At 64.7% G+C, this 16,289-nt stretch carries 10 protein-coding genes; all 10 read right to left on the bottom strand.

The window, feature by feature from the left end; genetic code table 11:
* Positions 1-84: 84 nt before the first annotated feature.
* Positions 85-9,192 carry a carboxypeptidase regulatory-like domain-containing protein gene (locus ACWJKU_RS10295; RefSeq protein ID WP_454142216.1) on the bottom strand — a complete coding sequence of 3,036 codons (9,108 nt, stop codon included), beginning with the start codon at positions 9,190-9,192 and terminating at the stop codon, positions 85-87.
* 658 nt (positions 9,193-9,850) lie between these two features.
* The gene (locus tag ACWJKU_RS10300) at positions 9,851-10,330 is read right to left on the bottom strand and encodes a protein tyrosine phosphatase family protein (RefSeq protein ID WP_454142217.1); all 480 of its coding nucleotides are present in this window, start codon (positions 10,328-10,330) and stop codon (positions 9,851-9,853) included.
* Positions 10,331-10,524: 194 nt separating this feature from the next.
* Positions 10,525-11,859 (bottom strand): RNA polymerase sigma factor, encoded by a 1,335-nt coding sequence (locus ACWJKU_RS10305; RefSeq protein ID WP_454142218.1) that lies wholly within the window; start codon positions 11,857-11,859, stop codon positions 10,525-10,527.
* A gap of 34 nt (positions 11,860-11,893) precedes the next feature.
* A complete protein-coding gene (locus ACWJKU_RS10310) occupies positions 11,894-12,304 on the bottom strand; it encodes a VOC family protein (protein WP_454142219.1) in 411 nt (136 codons plus the stop codon).
* A gap of 147 nt (positions 12,305-12,451) precedes the next feature.
* A complete protein-coding gene (locus ACWJKU_RS10315) occupies positions 12,452-12,859 on the bottom strand; it encodes an SRPBCC family protein (RefSeq protein ID WP_454142220.1) in 408 nt (135 codons plus the stop codon).
* Positions 12,860-12,909: 50 nt separating this feature from the next.
* Positions 12,910-13,356, bottom strand: coding sequence for a YybH family protein (locus tag ACWJKU_RS10320; RefSeq protein ID WP_454142221.1), 447 nt, complete (start codon positions 13,354-13,356; stop codon positions 12,910-12,912).
* A 30-nt stretch (positions 13,357-13,386) separates the two neighbouring features.
* The gene (locus ACWJKU_RS10325; RefSeq protein ID WP_454142222.1) at positions 13,387-13,749 is read right to left on the bottom strand and encodes a YciI family protein; all 363 of its coding nucleotides are present in this window, start codon (positions 13,747-13,749) and stop codon (positions 13,387-13,389) included.
* Between the two features lie 189 nt (positions 13,750-13,938).
* Positions 13,939-14,505: a methylated-DNA--[protein]-cysteine S-methyltransferase gene (locus tag ACWJKU_RS10330; RefSeq protein WP_454142223.1), complete on the bottom strand. Its 567-nt coding sequence runs from the start codon at positions 14,503-14,505 to the stop codon at positions 13,939-13,941.
* Positions 14,506-14,516: 11 nt separating this feature from the next.
* The gene (locus ACWJKU_RS10335; protein WP_454142224.1) at positions 14,517-15,263 is read right to left on the bottom strand and encodes an SAM-dependent methyltransferase; all 747 of its coding nucleotides are present in this window, start codon (positions 15,261-15,263) and stop codon (positions 14,517-14,519) included.
* Positions 15,247-16,215: a ketopantoate reductase family protein gene (locus ACWJKU_RS10340; protein WP_454142225.1), complete on the bottom strand. Its 969-nt coding sequence runs from the start codon at positions 16,213-16,215 to the stop codon at positions 15,247-15,249. Before ACWJKU_RS10340 ends, ACWJKU_RS10335 begins: the two co-directional genes overlap by 17 nt.
* Between the last annotated feature and the right edge of the window lie 74 nt (positions 16,216-16,289).

The raw sequence follows: 16,289 nt of genomic DNA on the forward strand, positions 1-16,289 counted from the left end.
TGAACTTAAATCGCTAGGAACGATTTACGGCGACGTCCCCCTGCCGTCCCGGACGGAAGGGGGAAGGCCAAGCCATCACCGAACTCAAGGCTCGGGCGGGGCCGTTTCCGCCCGGTAGGCTTGCCAGGCGTATTCCTGCAGCAGCCGCGCGAGTCGGGCGCGCCAGGCCGGGGCGTCGGGTGACGGTAGCGCCGCAACGAATTCGCCGGCATCCAGGAGCGGCTCGATCGCCGCGTCCCAACGGCCGGCGGCGGCCCGATCCAAGGCCTGGTCGAGGGCCTCGATAGCGCGGTCGCGGATGTGCTGATCCCGGCGCTTCGGCGGGCGGTAATCCCTCAGCGCCGCCCGCAGCAGGACCGCGTCGGTTTGCGCGCTGGCGACGGTGTAGCTCCAGGCGTAATCGCCGTAGTGGCGGAACACGCCGTCGCGCGCGACGTCGAGGCGGCCGGTGAACCCGTATTCGCCGTCGGCGTCCGGCAGGCGCAGGCCGAGATCGAGGGTGCGGGTTTCCGCCGCGGGCAGGTCGAAGCGCCACAGCCAGCCGCCGTCCGATTCCGCCGTCAGCGCCGGGTCGGCCTCGATCAACGCGGCGCCGTCGGGTAGCCGGAACAGGAAGCGTCCGGTCACCGCCTCGGCGAGATTGCGCACGCCCATCCGCTCCTGGACATAAGCCCCGCCGGTATAGGTATCCGTCGCGGTCGGTTTGAGATCGGCCAAAGCCTGGCCGAGCACGTCGCGCCATGCGGCGTAGGAGACCTGGTCCGCCAAGGCCGCGGGCAGATCGAACGCGAGGCTCAGGCTTCGGCCTGCGCCGTAAACATGCCGCACCACGGCGGGCGAGCCTGCCGGGAAGTGGGCGACAGCCTGGCCGCCGGCCAGTTCGAGCTTGAGGCCACGGCCCCGGCTGGTGAGGGTCTGGATCTCGAACGGCGCTTCGGTGAAGACGACGGATTGGTCGAGCTTGCCCAGCTTGCCTCGGTAGAGGAAGCCGCCCGCGGCGTCGAGCACCTTGTTGCGCTCGTCGTGCTGACCATCGAGGAGAAGACCGTCGCCCCGGTACACCGCTTCGCGGAGTTCACGGGCGAGCGTACCGCCGAGCTTGACCCGACCGCCCGACAGCCAGTAGGTGTCGTAGACGCCGGAACGGAACGCCCGACGGAAGGCGTCCGGATCGGTCACGATGCGGTGGCGGATGCCGAGTTCGGTCAGCGTCCGATCCAGCAGGGCCTTACGGTGAGCGAGGCAGGCGGGCGTATGGCCGTCATGATCGCCTTTGCTCTTCTTGTGATCGTCCCTGTGATGGTAGCTGTCGTGGTCGCGATGATGATGGCGGCCATGCTTGTTGTGCTGATCGTGACCGCGAACGAAGTGATGATGGTCGTCATCGCGATCCTTGTGATCACGGTCGTCATCGTCCTCAGCGCCGCAGCTCACCAGGGCGAGCACCCGGCCGGTGGCCGCGTGCATCGTCACGTCCAGTTTGACCGGCGGCTTGATCACCCGGAAGGTGGCTTGGGCCAGAACCCGTTCGTCACCATTGATCAGAACGGACAGCACCGCCGCATAGGTGTGCTCCACCGTCAGGCCGGTGCCGGGATGGACATGGCTGCCGTCGTGGCGGCCCAGTTGCGGCAGATCGACGGTTTCCTGCCAGGTCTGGATCAGCGTGTTAGTAGCGGGATCGACCAGGCGCACGAGTATCGGCAAGCCGGTCACATCGGCATTGCCGAGGTTGCCGACGGCATAGCTCAGAGTCACCGGATCGCCGTGTTGCGCTTGGGTGGGTGCGGCCGAGATCGTGCCCGTCAAGCCGCTGCCGGTCTCGGCCGTGGAATGGACGGTAAAGGTCGTGCTGCGGGTATCCAACACGGCGCCGGTCAGGTCCGTCACTTGCTGGGTTACCGTGTAAACACCCGGCGGCGCCGCGGTCAAACGCAGGGTGAACGGCAGATCCTCCAGGCTCCCTCCGATCAGTTGCGGGATGGTTTTGCTGGCGGTGAACACGACCTGGCCGGACGGGTTCGTCACCGTCTCGCCCACCGTGAGGTCGGTGAGAATCAGATTGGCGGCGAGATTCCTGACCCGGCCGTTGATGACGACCGTGTCGTAAGGCTGATAGGTCACCTTGTCGGTGGTAACGGAACCGCTCAGGGTCGCGCCGGAGCCGTCGCCCGCCGCGATGCGGAAAGCGGCCGCCCCCGACGCGAGCACGGCGCCCTGCTCGTCCAGCAAGGCGGCTTGCACCGTGTATTCGCCGGCCAAGGTGGCGCCGGTATTGAACACCGGTGTCAGATCCAACCGGCCGTTCGCCTCGATCAGCGCGGGTTCGGCGAGCAAGCCGGCCACCCGTACGCCGAGGGCGTCGCGGATCTCCACCACGGCCTGGCCGCCGACGGGATGCAGGTTGTCGTTCCAGAGTTCGACGCTGATCAAAGCATCGGCGGACGCCGGGTAGACCGGCTTGTCGGTGGCCACGCCGAGATGCACCCGATTTTCGACCCTGACCTTGGGAATCTCGATGGGCACCCGCACGTCGCCGGCCACGAAGCTGTTCTGGAACACCAGGAAGGCATCCCGGGCGACGAAGCGCTCCTCGCCGAGGACGAGACCGCTCAGGGTGGTATCGAACCGTACCGTCCGGCCCAGCGCGGTGACGTCCTTGAGGTTCCACACGTACTCCGTGGCGCCGTCGGGCAAGGCCAAAGCGCCGGTCGGCGCCGGATTCAGGCCCGCGGCCGACTGGCCCTGGGGCAGCACCACATGCAATTCGGTATTGATGGCGCCGCAGGTGACGGGCAGCTTGTAAATGCGGCCGTTATTGTAATCGGTCCAGATCAGCAGGTTGCCGCCGAAGCGGTCGTAGACGATGAAATCCATGTCCTCCAGATCGCGGTTGACGGTGCGGCCGTCCAGGATCGACGCCACCTGGCCAGTACGACCGATCAGTTGGGCAAGGATGTGTTCCTCGCCGGACTGTCCGACCTTGGCCCACTCGATAGGCGTGAGGAACAGGTTGTCGGCGCAATCGCCGGCGATGTTGTGGCCTTCGTATTCGAACTTTGCCTCGGTCAACAGCGTGGATACGCTGCCATCCGGCGCGATGCGGTTGATGACGTTGCCGCTGTTCTGCACGTACAGGTTGCCCTTGCCGTCGATGGTCAGGGAGAAGGGCGAGTTAATGCCGGCCGACGTAACTACGCTTTGGCTGCCGTCGGGCCGAAGCTTGACGATCTGATTGGCGGTCAGGGCGAAAAGGTTGTCCTGCTCGTCGATCGCCAGGCTGACGATGGCGGCGGGCAGCGCGGCCATCAGGATGGCGCTCCCGTCCGGCGCGATGCGCAGCAGCTTGTTGCTGTTGATACCGTCGCCGATGTAGAGGTTTTGGGCGGAATCTACCGGTATCTGGCCGCGGATGGACGTCGCTCCGGCGAAGAAGGTGGTGACCGTGCCCGCCTTGTCGACCTTGTTGACGGCGCCGCCGCTGGTGAAATAGATATTGCCGGCCGCGTCGGCGCCCATGGCGGAAGGATAGGCCCCGCTGGAGACCGAGCGCACCAGATTCGACTTGTCCACCTTGGCGAGCGAGGTGAAGTCCGCGCCCTCCACGGTAATGCTCACGCCGACGGTGTCCTCGGTCGGGGACACGGCAGTCCGGTCGGTACTCATCCGGGCGTCGGCATGCGGGCCGACATGCAGGACATTGACCAGCGCGCCCTCGACGCCTTCCTGTGTCGAGCGCAGACGGACTTCGTAATCGCCACTGAACCGCGGCGTCCATCTGCCCAAGGCCACGGCTAGGGCGTCGCCGTCCACCGGCAGTTCGGCCAGGTTTAGGGCTGCCGCGTGAACCACGGTTCCGGCCGGCGGGATCGCAGGTGCCACCGGTTCGCTAAAGACGTGGATATCGTTTCGGCCGGAACGGGTCAGCATCACCCTCCCCTGGCCGTCTACCGCGATGCCGTCGAACGCCGATGTGCCCAGCGTCGGTTCGACTTTCAGATCAGTCTTGGCGCCATTGCCGGCGACGGCCATGACGCTGCCGTTGTTGCCGCCCACGTAGAGCGTTCCCGAGGGTCCGAAGGCGAGCTGCCGCGGGCTGGGCAGGCCGACAGCATGGACCGACAGGCCGCCGTCGCCGTACCGGGTCACCGTGCCATTGGAGGTGCCTGCCACGTATACCGCGCCGTTCGGCCCCACGCGTACGCCGTAGGCGTCCGCCATGCCGGCCGCGAAGGGCGTCAACCCGTTGCCGTCGATCCGATAGGCGAAACCATTGTTGGAACTGGTGGCGACGATCGACGGGCCGTCGAAGGCCAGGCGGCTGAGGTTGGCGGACGGATCGGACGCGACTGTCGTTTTATTGCCCGCCGCATCGAAGCGATGGACGGCGTTGCCGCTGACGCCGTGCAATTGGCCGCCGCCGTCGAACGCCAGGCCGTTCATGGAAGAATTGACCGCGAACACGTCGGAACGCCGGCCGGAAGCATCGATCCTCACGATTTGCCGGGTTCCGGCGCTGGCGACGAAGACGTTGTTCGCGTCGTCCACGGTCAGCGCGCCGGGATTGGACAGGCCGGCATAGGACGCGACGATCTGTTTGGCGGCGTTCACGGTCAGCACGCGGCTGTCGGAATTACCGGCCAGGGTGAGCGCGCCGTCCGCCCTGAACGCGAGACCCGACACATTGCCGAGTCCCGCGAGCGTGTAGTGGGACGGCAGCGATCCGTCGTCCGCGAGCGTGGCCACGCCGCTGTTGTCGGACAGATAAAGAACGCCGCCGTGCCAGGTCAGGTATTTGGCTTGGCGCCCCGAGCCGACGCGGCGGGGATGCTGCCCCGGCGCCCAGGACAGCAGATTGCCGGAACCGTCCGCGAAGACGAACTCGCCGCCGGTCCAGACGATGTCGCGCGGCGAAGAAAAGCCGTTCATACGGTCGATCCGAGCGCCTTGCTCGTCGTACGTCGTCAATTGCCCGAGGCTCCGTTCGACCGCCGCCCATTGCCCGTTCGCCAGAGGCACGGCGGCCGAGACGTCGCTCAGCCCGCTGGCCAGGGTGGTCTTGAGGCCGGTCGACGATACGGCCGTCACACCCTGGGGGGTGGCGACGAACAGCCGCCCGTCGGCGGCGAGCGCCAGATGACGCGCACCGCTCACGTTGACGAAGTAAGCAGCCGTTCCGCCGGAGGTGATCGCACGGATATCCCCGTTGGTCGACAGCGCATAGAATCCGCCGTAACCGTTGGCGATTAAGCGGGTGGGGTAGACGCCTAGGGGTGCAAAAGCGGAAACAGTGCCGGAAACATCTATTTTCAGGATTTGACGGCCGTGGTAATCGGCCACATAGACGTTGCCGTCGGCGTCTGCAGCAATACCGCCCGGGTTGTAGGGCAAGCCGGTCTTGACCGTGGATACGGCGCCCGCCGAATCGACGCGCTTTACGGTAGACGAGTTGTCCACGACGTAGAAGCCGCCATCGGGTGCCAGGGTGAATCCCGTCGCATTGGAGAATCCCCTCGCCACCACACCACCCTGGCCGTCGGCGCCGATCGCGGCGATGAATCCGCGATTCAGGACATAGACCCGACCGTCGGGACCTTCGAGAACATCCTCGGGCGAGTTGATCAGGGATTCCAGAACGGTCGTCCGCTGGCCGACGCCGTCCAGGGTGGAGATGCGGTTGGCGGAGGATTCCGTCACGTGCAGTATGCCGTCGCCATCGAACGCCAAACCATAGGGAGACTGCAAGCCCGAAGCCCAGGCGGACACGGTGTTTCCGCTGATCCTGGTGATGCGGCCGTTGCCGTAGCCGGCGACATAGATCTCGCCGTCGGCGCCGATTTCGATGTCTTTGGGCGCATTCAGGCCAGTCGCGACGACGCCATAGTCGCCGTCGGCGCCGAGGCGGCTCACCGTGCCGTTGCCGTTGGCGATATAGAGATTGCCGGCGCCGTCGTAGCGCATCCCTTCCGGATTCACCGCGATGCCGCGGGCGAAGGTCTGCACGCTGCCGTCGGGCAGCACCTTGGCGATGGTATTGTCGCCCGGGTTGCTGACGAACAGGTTGCCGGCGCTGTCGAAGCGCAGGTCCGCGGGACTCTTCAGCCCCGTCGCATAAATCGATGGCGTGCCGTCCGGCGCGATCCTGACGATGGTGTCGGCGCCGCTGTTGGCCACGTAAAGATTGCCCTGGGCGTCCCTCGTGAGGCCTTGGGGCCGGTTCAGGCCCTCGGCGAAGGTGGTGATGCGGCCGGCAGCATCGATTCTGGCAACGGTATTGTCGTTGTAGTTACAGACGAACCAGTCGCCACCGCCGGCGGCGACGATGCCGCTCGGTCCGCTCAGACCGTTGGCGACCAGGATCGTCGTCTGTCCGGCCGGGTCGAGTTTTGCCAACACCCGGTCGGAGCCGTTGCTGCCGGTGATATAGAAATTGCCGGCGGCGTCCAAGTCGATCCCGTACTGCGTCGTGAGGCCCGTCGTCCGGCTGGACAGACTGCCGTCCGGGTCCAGTTTCAGCACCAAGCTGGATGAATTCAGAATCCACAGAGCGCCGACCCGATCCCGTGTCAGGTCCACCGGATTAATCGCTGTGTTGGCAAAAGTGGAAGGCAACGTAGCGAGAACTTCCGCCTGGCCGGTCGCCGCGATCTTGACGACGCGGCGGTCGGCATTATTGACCACATAGTAATTGCCGGCTTCGTCGAACACCCCGCCGCGCGGCGAACTCAGGGGAGCGCCGCTGACGAACGTTTTCACGCTGGCCGCGGGCGGCGGCGGAGGCACGTCGTCCGGATTGACCAGGGTAACCGTCAGTTCCGCGGGGCCGGCGGGAATCGGAACATTGCCGTGGTTGACGACATTCGCGTCGATGGCGATGGGCTGGTTGCTGTCCGCCTGCGTAATCGGCGGGCTCAGACGGATGCCGCCGCCCAGTCGCTGCATTGGGTTGATACTGAAGGCGGTGCCGCCCTCGGCGACCACCGAACCGCCGATCGTCACGGCTCGGACCACGACGGAGTAGAAACCCGGCGCGACATTCCTGTTGTACCAGTCGATATCGATACTCAGATTTCCGTTTGCCGGCACCCGCTGCACGGCGTCGGTCGGCGATTGGCCGAGCACCAACTGGATCGCCGGCACTTCGGCCACGACGTTCCGACTGTCGTCCAGGATCGTCGCGCTGAAAATCAAATCGGCAGGCTGATCGGAGGCGTTGGTGACTTCCGCGCCGATCTCGATCTCGCCGTAAGGATCGTAGGCCGGCTGATCGGTGGAAACGCTCTCGATGCGTATGCCGCTGGAAGATTGGCTCCGGTCCAGGGCGAAGTCCGCCACAACATGGTCGCCCAGGTTGGCGGTGACGCTCGCGCTCCGGCTCAGGTAACCGGCGGCGCCGGCGTTCAAGGTGAACGCGTCCGAGGTGATGCCGGCCAACCGATAGCGGCCGTCGGCTCCCGTTACCGCCGCGGCTGCCCCGTCCTGCACACGCACGGTAGCTCCCGCAATCGGCTCTCCCGTCGCGGCGTCGCGCACCGTACCGGAAACCGTCGTGGCGGACGCGCCGAGCTTGGCCAGGCGTATAACGCCGGCATCGTTCACGCCGTTGACCAGCGTGCCGGTCAGCGTCGCACCGGCGTATCCGGCGGCGTTCACACTCGCCGAAATCGAACCGGCGGCGAGGCCCGTCAGAGAGAACTTGCCCGAGGCGTCGGTGGTGGCCGTGCGTCCCGCCGCCGTCACCGTAGCGCCGCCGATCGCCTGGCCGGTAGCGGCGTCGGTCACCTGCCCCTGCAGACTGGCCGTGGCGGGCGTCGTTCCCTCGGGATACAGGCTGGGGGAGAACAGCGTCACAGTATTGGCCGCCAGGATCGCCGCGGCGGTGACGGAGCCGTAACCCGGCTTGCCGACATCGATCGTGACGGCGCCGGCCGGCAGTCCAACCAATTGGAAGCCGCCCTCGGCATCGGACACGGCGGAGCCGGTGGCGGCGCCGGACAGCGTAACGGTGGCGCCCGACAGGGGCGCGCCGGTGTTGCCGTCGGTGATCTTGCCGCGCAGGACGGCGGCCGTGGCATCGACCCCGAGAATGATGTTGCCGAGATTAGCGGTATTTCCCGCGCTAACGGCAACGTTGGCGACGCTGACCGTCGCATAGCCGGACAGGCCGATTTCCACGGTGTAAGTGCCGGGCGTCACGCCGCTCAGGGTGAAGCGTCCGTCGGCGCCGGTCGCGCCTTCGGCCGGCGAGGACCCAAGCAGGCGAACGGCGGCTCCGGCCATCGGGACGTAGCTGCCTTGCTCCAGGACCAGACCGGTGACCGCACCCGTTGTCGGCGGGGGCGTCCAATGGTCGGCGAGATGCAGTGCACGCAGGGCCAGCGCGGTGACGTACGGGTCCGCGCCCCAGCTGCCGTCGCCCTGCTGTGCCGCCTTGATCGCATCGATCAGTCCTGCGAACGCCGTCGTATCGGTGGTGCCGGCCGTCAATGCCAGTGCCGCGACCGCATTCGACACCGTTTCGCCGTAAGCGCCGCCGGATTGCCGCGCCAGCAGCCATTGCCGCGCGGCCGAGATCGGGGCCGTCAGCGCGTAGCTTTGACTGAACGCCTGCATGGCGTTGAGCGCATAGGCGGTGACATAGACTTGGCTCGCCGAAGCGCTATTCGGCAAGCCGTAACCGCCGTCCGGGTTCGCAGCCGAGGAGAGATAGCCGAGCGCTCCCGAAAGCACGTCGGCGCCGACATAGTCGACCGACTTCAAAGCGATCAGGGCGAACGCGGTGTCCAGGGGATTGCTGCGGTAACCGGGGGAACCGCCGAATCCGCCGTCGGCATTCTGATTGGCCAGCAACGCCGTCAGGAAAGGCGTGGTGCTGCGCCCGGCCGGGGCATAGGCGCGTATCTGGCGGGCGAGATATTCCGTCGTGCCGCCCGCTTCGGCGCCTAAGGCATCCACCAGGCCCGCGGCCGGCGTGCGGGACAACAGCATGAGCGTATCGACGATCTCGCCTTGGATCTGCAAAGGCGTCGCGATGGACGAGGACGCGTCCAGCACCTCCCCGGTACTGGCGATCCGGCTTTCCAGCCAGGCCAGGCCGCTTTGAATCTCCGGCGCCGCCTGAGCCACGCCTCGCACCGCGAGACAGGCCAGCAGCAGTGCCGCCATCCACGTTTTAAACCCTTGCTTGATCATGCCGAACGGTCCCTAAATACTGCCTTGTTATTCGTTCTTCGAGCCGGCGCCATCACGGCGCGGATTGTCCTCGAGCCAGGGCCCGTCGCATCCCGGGCGACAGAGGAAAGCGCTCGGAGGAGCCGGAGCGGCGGCACGGAAGGGGCGCGGAAACCGCGGTCGGGAAGGCGCCGCGATGGCGGCGATGACCTGCACACGGCCGGCGCGGGCCGCGCTTCGGCGCACCGAAGCGCGCGGACATGTCGTCCATAATCCTCCCTTATGACGTAGATGCCGAATCGTGGTTATGGCGATATGGCGCTCATTCCGCGTATCGCGGGTTTTATCGAAGCCGAAGCCGGCTTCAAGCGGAAAAAGCGCATCCTGTGAATCGAATTTAAATGAAATCCGGATTCGGAAACGGGAGCCGGGTCACATAACCCTGAAATGATTGTGGATTTACCGAGTCGCCGGCGGGAGGGGAGTTTAGGGAAGCTCTGAACAAATCGATTCCGTTCGTCCTGAGCCCTTCGACCCGGCTCAGGACAGGCCTGTCGAAGGACTTCATCAGAGCTTTCCGAGGCGGAAAACGTTCGGACCGGGCGTCAGGGTGTTGCCGGCCGGGCTCGTTCGCTTCGTCGATCCATCCGCGTGCGCTTTTTTACGCCGACGGTAATGGTCAACCGCTTATCCCGGACGATGAATCCGCACACGAGTCATTGAGGTACGCTTCGGAAACCCGGCCGATGAAGGCTTGCCAAACCTCGTCGGGACGCCAGACCTCGCGCATCGGGAAGGAGGCCTGATCCTCGCTCTCGGAGAGAACGAACTTGCGATAGAGATAAACGAAAGCCGACGCCCGCATGTTTTTGGCGCAATGCACCCAAATCCTGCGCCCGGCGAAGGCATTCAGCACGCCGACGAACTGCGCGAATTGCACGGGCTCGGGCCGCTCCCACACGACCGGGATTTGGACGTAAGCCAAGCCTTGGCGGGCGACTAATTCCGCTTCTCCGGGCAAGGCGCCGGACGAGGTGGGCAGCGCAAGATTGACCACGGCTTCGATACCCAAGCCCGGCAGCCGAAGAATGTCGCGCTCGGAAAGCTGGCCGGAGCACCACAGCCATTCGAAAACCCGATGCGTGTTTTCTGCGTCCATAAGCCTCCTGAAGTTTGGGTTCGGGAACCGACAATCCGCGCCAACTCGGTTCGCGGCCCGGCCCCGGAATAAACCGGCAGAACGCCTTGCGCCCCATGAGCGAAGACGTTCATCTGCGCGATGCTTTCGAGTCGCAGACGCCGGCGGCTGCGGCGCCTTCGACGGCCGGTACGAGAAAACCGCGCATGCCCGTTTCAATCCGGCAGCGTGTCCAGCCGCCGTTCGAGAAACCGCCGCTCGGGCTCCTGCCGCGTCAGGCCGAGCGCGCGTTCGTAGGCGGCTCGGGCCTCCGCCGCTCTTCCCAAGCGGCGGCACAGGTCGGCGCGCGCCGCGTGCGCCAGGTGGTAATCCTCCAAATCGCCTCGGGCCAGAATGCCGTCGACGAGGGCCAGGCCCGCCGCGGGACCGTCGCGCATCGCTACCGCCACGGCGCGGTTCAGTTCTACCACGGGCGACGGCTCCACCCGTAGCAGCACGTCGTACAGGCCAGCGATCTGCGCCCAATCGGTCGTGGCGGCAGTCGGCGCTTCAGCATGCACCGCCGCGACCGCGGCCTGTAGCGTGTACGGACCGAAGCGGCGCGACGACAGCGCCCGCTCTACCAGCGCCGCCCCTTCCGCAATCTGGTCCCGATTCCAGATCGTGCGATCCTGCTCGTCCAGCAATATCAGTTCGCCGCTCGGCGTGGTGCGTGCGGCGCGACGCGCTTCGTGCAGCAGCATCAAGGCCAGGAGGCCCTGCGCTTCGGGCTCCGGCAGCAGTTCGGTCAGCAAGCGGCCCAGACGGATCGCTTCCTCGGAGAGATCGCGCCGCGTCAGCGACCCGCCCAGCGAAGCGGAGTAACCCTCGTTGAATACCAGGTAGATCACGCGCAGCACGGCGTCCAGGCGCTCCGGCAAGTCCTCTCGGGTCGGCACCTGATAGGGAATGCGGGCGTCGCGGATCTTCGCCTTGGCGCGCACGATGCGCTGAGCCAGCGCGGACGGTGCGATGAGGAAAGCGCGAGCGATTTCTTCGGTGGTGAGGCCGCACACCTCGCGCAGGGTGAGCGCGACCTGCGCGTCGGACGACAGGGCCGGATGACAGCAGGTGAAAATCAGCCGCAGCCGGTCGTCTTCGACGCTCTCATCGTCCAATGCGGCGGGATCGCCGAGACCGCCCGCGACTTGCTCGGCGAGTTCGGTCAGCGGCGCCTCGCCGTGCTCGCTGCCCGCGTCGTCACATCCGGCCGAATCATCGGCGTCGGCTCGCTCGGCGACATCCGTCGGCAGGTCGACGAACCGGGCGCGCCGGCGCATGGCGTCGACGGCCTTGAAACGGCCGGCGGAAACCAGCCAGGCCCGCGGATTGGCCGGCACGCCTGCTTGCGGCCATTGCTCCAGCGCCGCCCGGAAGGCATCGTGCAACGCTTCCTCGGCGAGGTCGAAGTCGCCGAGCAAACGGATCAAGGTAGCGAACACGCGGCGCGAATCGGAACGGTAGAGGGCGTCCACCGTCTCGCGCCCCCGGTCGGCGGCATCCTCTCTCATCGCTGCTATCCGCCGCTTACTTCAGCAACGACCTTCAAGCCGGCACGACGATCATCCACAACACGCCGAAGCGGTCCGTGACCATGCCGAAGCGCGGCGAAAAGAAGGTCTTGGCTAAAGGCATCTGCACCTGCCCGCCTTCGGCCAGCGACGCGAACAGGCGATCCGCCTCCGCTTCGTTCGGAGCCGAGAGCGACAGCGCAAAGCCCTGAAAGCTCGGCTGCCCCCGGCACAGACCGTCGGACGCCATCACCGTGGTCTCGCCGATGCGGAAGCTCGAATGCATGACCTTATCCTCGGCTCCGGGCGGCAGCGGACACTGAGGGGATTCGGGGCTTTCCTTGTAGCGCATCAGCATCATGACCTCGGCGCCGAGCGCGCGGCGGTAAAACTCGATCGCTTCCTCGCAGCGGCCTTCGAAGAACAAATAGGGTTGGACTTGCATGATGTCTCCTTGTCTGGGTTGGGGTTATAAGAAGCGAAGCCTGTGCGGCCAGCTTCGCCTATCGTTCGCGTTAACTCGCGGGCAAAGGTGGCGCGGCTTGCCGCTTTTGCGAGTCGGTGTTGAGCGCGTTGTTAGCTGCTATTGCCACTACTCGCTTGCCTCGACATGGCGGGTGAAGTTGTTAAGAATGGCCTGCCAGCCTTCGCGCTGTTGCTCGATGGAATGAGTTGGCTCACTATCGAAGGTTACGCGTACTTTGATGCCTTTCGGACTATTAGCGAACTCGACGCGCGCTACGCGGTCGCCGAAGGAATACTCGATCAATTTGTGCTTCACGACATTCGTATAAGTGCCAGCGAAATCAAACCCCATGCTGCCGTCTTTTGCCTCCATTCGTAAAGAGAAGGTGCCGCCAACGCGCAGATCCACCGCGGCAGCGGTTGTGTGCCAGTCATCGGACGCGGCATTCCACTGTTTGATATCCTCAGGCATCGTATATGCACGCCAGACTTCCTCGATGGGTGCAGCCACGGTGGTTTCAACGGTAATTTTCATGGCGCGTTTCCTTTTTGATTGCAGCTATCTATCGTCGAATCGGAGCCGGGCTAAAGATCGAGCGCAAAGACGGCTTTGCCGGTGGGCGGATCGAAGGGAAGAGAGCAATGTTCATGCACGATCCGCCAATTTCCCTGCTTCCGCTGATAGCCGGCTGTAGCCCGTATCCAGGTCCGCATCGCCGGATGATCCTTTTCCTCCCCGGCGAGGCGGAAGAGCCGGTGGGCGAGCGCCAGGTCGCCGCTCACGAAAACGCCGAGATCCCGCGTTTCGATGGCGAAGGAAGCCGGGAAGCAGGGCAAGCACTCTTCCCAGATGCGGCGATAAGCCTCTGCGCCTATGGTTTGAAACGGCGGTTTGCAATCGAAGAAAACGACATCTGGAGCGTAATAAGACATGATTCGGTTCACGTCTTTGGAGCAGATGGCGCTCATATGATCGGCGATGATCTGTCGAATCCGGGCTTCGTCATAGGCCTGGATGGTTTCGGTTGTCATGGTTTTTTCTCTCAAAAAATGGAGGATGACTCAGGTTTCGTCATGGCTGCGGGGGTTTAATTGCCTTACCGGCCGCACCTCGATGCTGCCCACGCGCGCCGGCGGGATTTTCGCGGCGATCTGGACGGCTTCGTTGAGATCCCGAGCATCGATCAGATAAAACCCGGCCAGTTGCTCTTTCGTCTCGGCGAAGGGACCATCGGTGACGGACACCTTGCCGCCGCGGACCCGCACGGTGGTGGCGGTCTGTACCGATTCCAGGGCTTCTCCCGTCACCAGACGCCCGCTCTCGCGGAGCGAGTCGGCATAGGCCAGGCATTCGGCATCCTCGGGACTTTCGGGCAGGCTGTGCAGCTTTTCTTCTTCGCTGTAGACCAGGCAGAGATATTTCATGGCTTTCTCCGGAACGTGACGAAAATCTGTAGGCACTGGATAGTCGTACGAAGGTGCGCCGATTCGACACCTCGTCCCGAAATCGGACCAAAAAATTTTCCGACGTCCTCCGACCGTAGCGGAGCGGTGGCGGGCTTTGCCCGGAAGGGCCGAATTCCGTGCATCCGGAATTCGGACGCTCCAAGGCGGTCAGCCCCGATCGGCGAACAGGCCGTTCAGGATTCTCACCCCTTCGACGGCCAGCATTCGGGCTTTGGTCGTCAGGCCGCCTGCCGCCGAGAATCCGCCGGGCTTGCCGCCGGCCGCCAGAACCCGGTGGCAAGGGATAATGAGGGGAATCGGGTTTTTTCCCAGGGCCCGGCCGACCGCCCTTGCCGCGCCGGGCCGGGCCAAGACTTCGGCAATCTCGCCGTAAGTCATGGTTCGCCCTGACGGGATGGCGCGAGCGGCGGCGTACACTTGCCGCGCGAACGGCCCCGCACCGCCGAGGTCGACCTCGACGTCCCGAAAATCGTCGGGATGTCCCTCGAAATGCCTGCGAATCCTCTCGACGAGGGCAGCGATCGCGGGTGGCGGCGCGCTCGACGGACGCCCGCCGGATTCCCGCGCGATCCTCGCTTCGGTCTCCTGCGCGCTGGCTTCGGGAAGCTGAAAACAGGTCACGGCCGGCGGGGCATCGTCAGTCCCGCCATCGCGCCAGGCGATTCCGCACGGGCCGAGCGGAGTGTCGAAGACACAGTAAGCGATGAATGTCATGGACAATCTCCTCATCGAGCGGCATCGTTTTTCTGCGGCGGAACGGCGGCGTCGCTCCCGAGCGGCTTTCTTGGATTTGGCGGCCGCACGATCAGCATGTCATGGCCGCCTTTCTGAAACTCGTAGGGCACCTTTACGATTTCTGTCCGATACCCTTCCGTCGCCAGTTGCGACACTGCGCCGTCGAGGTGACGGGACCGCACCGCGCCGAGCTCCAACAGCGGAAAAACCCTGGCTTCGCCCGCCACGCGGCACAATTCGCGCAAGGATCGCAGGTGAAAATCCAGGCCGAGCTGTGCGCTGTAGAGAAACAGAAAGTGCGAACAAAGGGTCAGATCGAACGCCCCGTCGGAAAAGGGAAGTTTCGGCAGTTCGGCATCGAGATAGCGGCGCTCCCGCTTTCCCTCGGGGTAATCCGCCAGGAATGTCCGCATGGCGCTCAGGCGGATTCGGCCCAGTTCTTCGACCGAGCCGATATGTGACCAGACGAACTCGCCGGCATTCTGCCGGGTTTGCTCCAGCACGATGTCATATGTCCGGTCGATGCGGGACGCAATCTCGTCTGCCGAAAACCGGTACAGGGGATCGACCGAGACCACCGAGCCGCCCCGGGACGACAACTCTGCGTTGAAACCGGCGGGGCCGTCTCCGCAGCCGAGAATTCTCCTGCCGAAATCCTGCGTTTCCAGGGCGAACATGGCGACGTATTCGTCGAACGAACGTCCCCAGGGTACGATCCGGTCAAGTTGAAATGCCATTTCCTCTCTCCGTCGAAAAGAGGCGGCCTGTGTCGGCGCGCATCGACAAGGCCCGGTAGACCTGCTCGTGGAGCGGCACGGGAATATCGTGCCGGCGCGCCATCCCGACCACCGCTCCCGTCATCGTTTCCAACTCGGTCCGCCCGCCTTTTTCGAAATCCATGTGCATGGATGATTTCGCATCGTGAGGAAACGATGCGGCTTTGCCCAGCGAAAGCGCCCGGATATTCGGCGGAAGTCGAATGCCTTTCGCCCGTGCGACACGCTCGAGTTCCTCGTACAGTCCGATCAGGACCGCCTTGCTTTCATCGCCGTCCATGAGTTCGCCGAAGGTTTTGTCGAAATAGGCCGTCGCGCTCGCAAAAGGCGAAACGAACAGGTATTTCTCCCAGACCACGGCGTCGATGTCTTCCCGGTACTCGGCCTCGATGTCCGCGCTTCGCAGAAGCGTTTCTATCGCTTCGAAATCTCCGGCCGTTTCGCGCTCCGGGCCGAAAAACAGTTTGCACGATCCTCCCGCCTGGCGCACGACGCCGGGGGCGGCACGGCGGGCGCCGATGTACACGCAGCCGTTGCAAATGCGCGCTTCGGGTAAAACCGCCTTCAGGCGTTCGGCGTTGTCGACGCCGTTGAGCAGGCTGATGACGACGGTTCGTTCGTCGACGTTGCCTTTGAGGGCGCGAGCGCCGGATTCGAGGTCGTAGGACTTGACGCAAAGCAGGACCACATCGAACACCCCGAGCCCGGACGGATCGTCGGTGGCCACATGAGGCCGCACAATAAAGCCCCCATCCTCGGCGATCTGATGAAGACCGTGAGCCCGGATCGCTCTCAAATTTTCACCCCTGGCGACGAACACGATTCGGGGATCGCTGCCCGCAGCATAACGCCGAGCCAGCTTGCCGCCGTAATATCCGCCCACCCCGCCGATTCCGATGATTGCTATTTGCATGATGACTCCGGGCAAAACATATCGATTGGGCGCCCAATGCCGAGCGCCCGATCCATGAAAACCGCTGAAAGCCC

The organism is Methylocaldum sp. MU1018 (assembly GCF_053646775.1).

Excerpts from the sequence above, each read along its gene's own strand:
- ACWJKU_RS10295 (WP_454142216.1), bottom strand. The coding sequence starts at position 9,192 with ATGATCAAGCAAGGGTTTAAAACGTGGATGGCGGCACTGCTGCTGGCC.
- ACWJKU_RS10300 (WP_454142217.1), bottom strand. The coding sequence starts at position 10,330 with ATGGACGCAGAAAACACGCATCGGGTTTTCGAATGGCTGTGGTGCTCC.
- ACWJKU_RS10305 (WP_454142218.1), bottom strand. The coding sequence starts at position 11,859 with ATGAGAGAGGATGCCGCCGACCGGGGGCGCGAGACGGTGGACGCCCTC.
- ACWJKU_RS10310 (WP_454142219.1), bottom strand. The coding sequence starts at position 12,304 with ATGCAAGTCCAACCCTATTTGTTCTTCGAAGGCCGCTGCGAGGAAGCG.
- ACWJKU_RS10315 (WP_454142220.1), bottom strand. The coding sequence starts at position 12,859 with ATGAAAATTACCGTTGAAACCACCGTGGCTGCACCCATCGAGGAAGTC.
- ACWJKU_RS10320 (WP_454142221.1), bottom strand. The coding sequence starts at position 13,356 with ATGACAACCGAAACCATCCAGGCCTATGACGAAGCCCGGATTCGACAG.
- ACWJKU_RS10325 (WP_454142222.1), bottom strand. The coding sequence starts at position 13,749 with ATGAAATATCTCTGCCTGGTCTACAGCGAAGAAGAAAAGCTGCACAGC.
- ACWJKU_RS10330 (WP_454142223.1), bottom strand. The coding sequence starts at position 14,505 with ATGACATTCATCGCTTACTGTGTCTTCGACACTCCGCTCGGCCCGTGC.
- ACWJKU_RS10335 (WP_454142224.1), bottom strand. The coding sequence starts at position 15,263 with ATGGCATTTCAACTTGACCGGATCGTACCCTGGGGACGTTCGTTCGAC.
- ACWJKU_RS10340 (WP_454142225.1), bottom strand. The coding sequence starts at position 16,215 with ATGCAAATAGCAATCATCGGAATCGGCGGGGTGGGCGGATATTACGGC.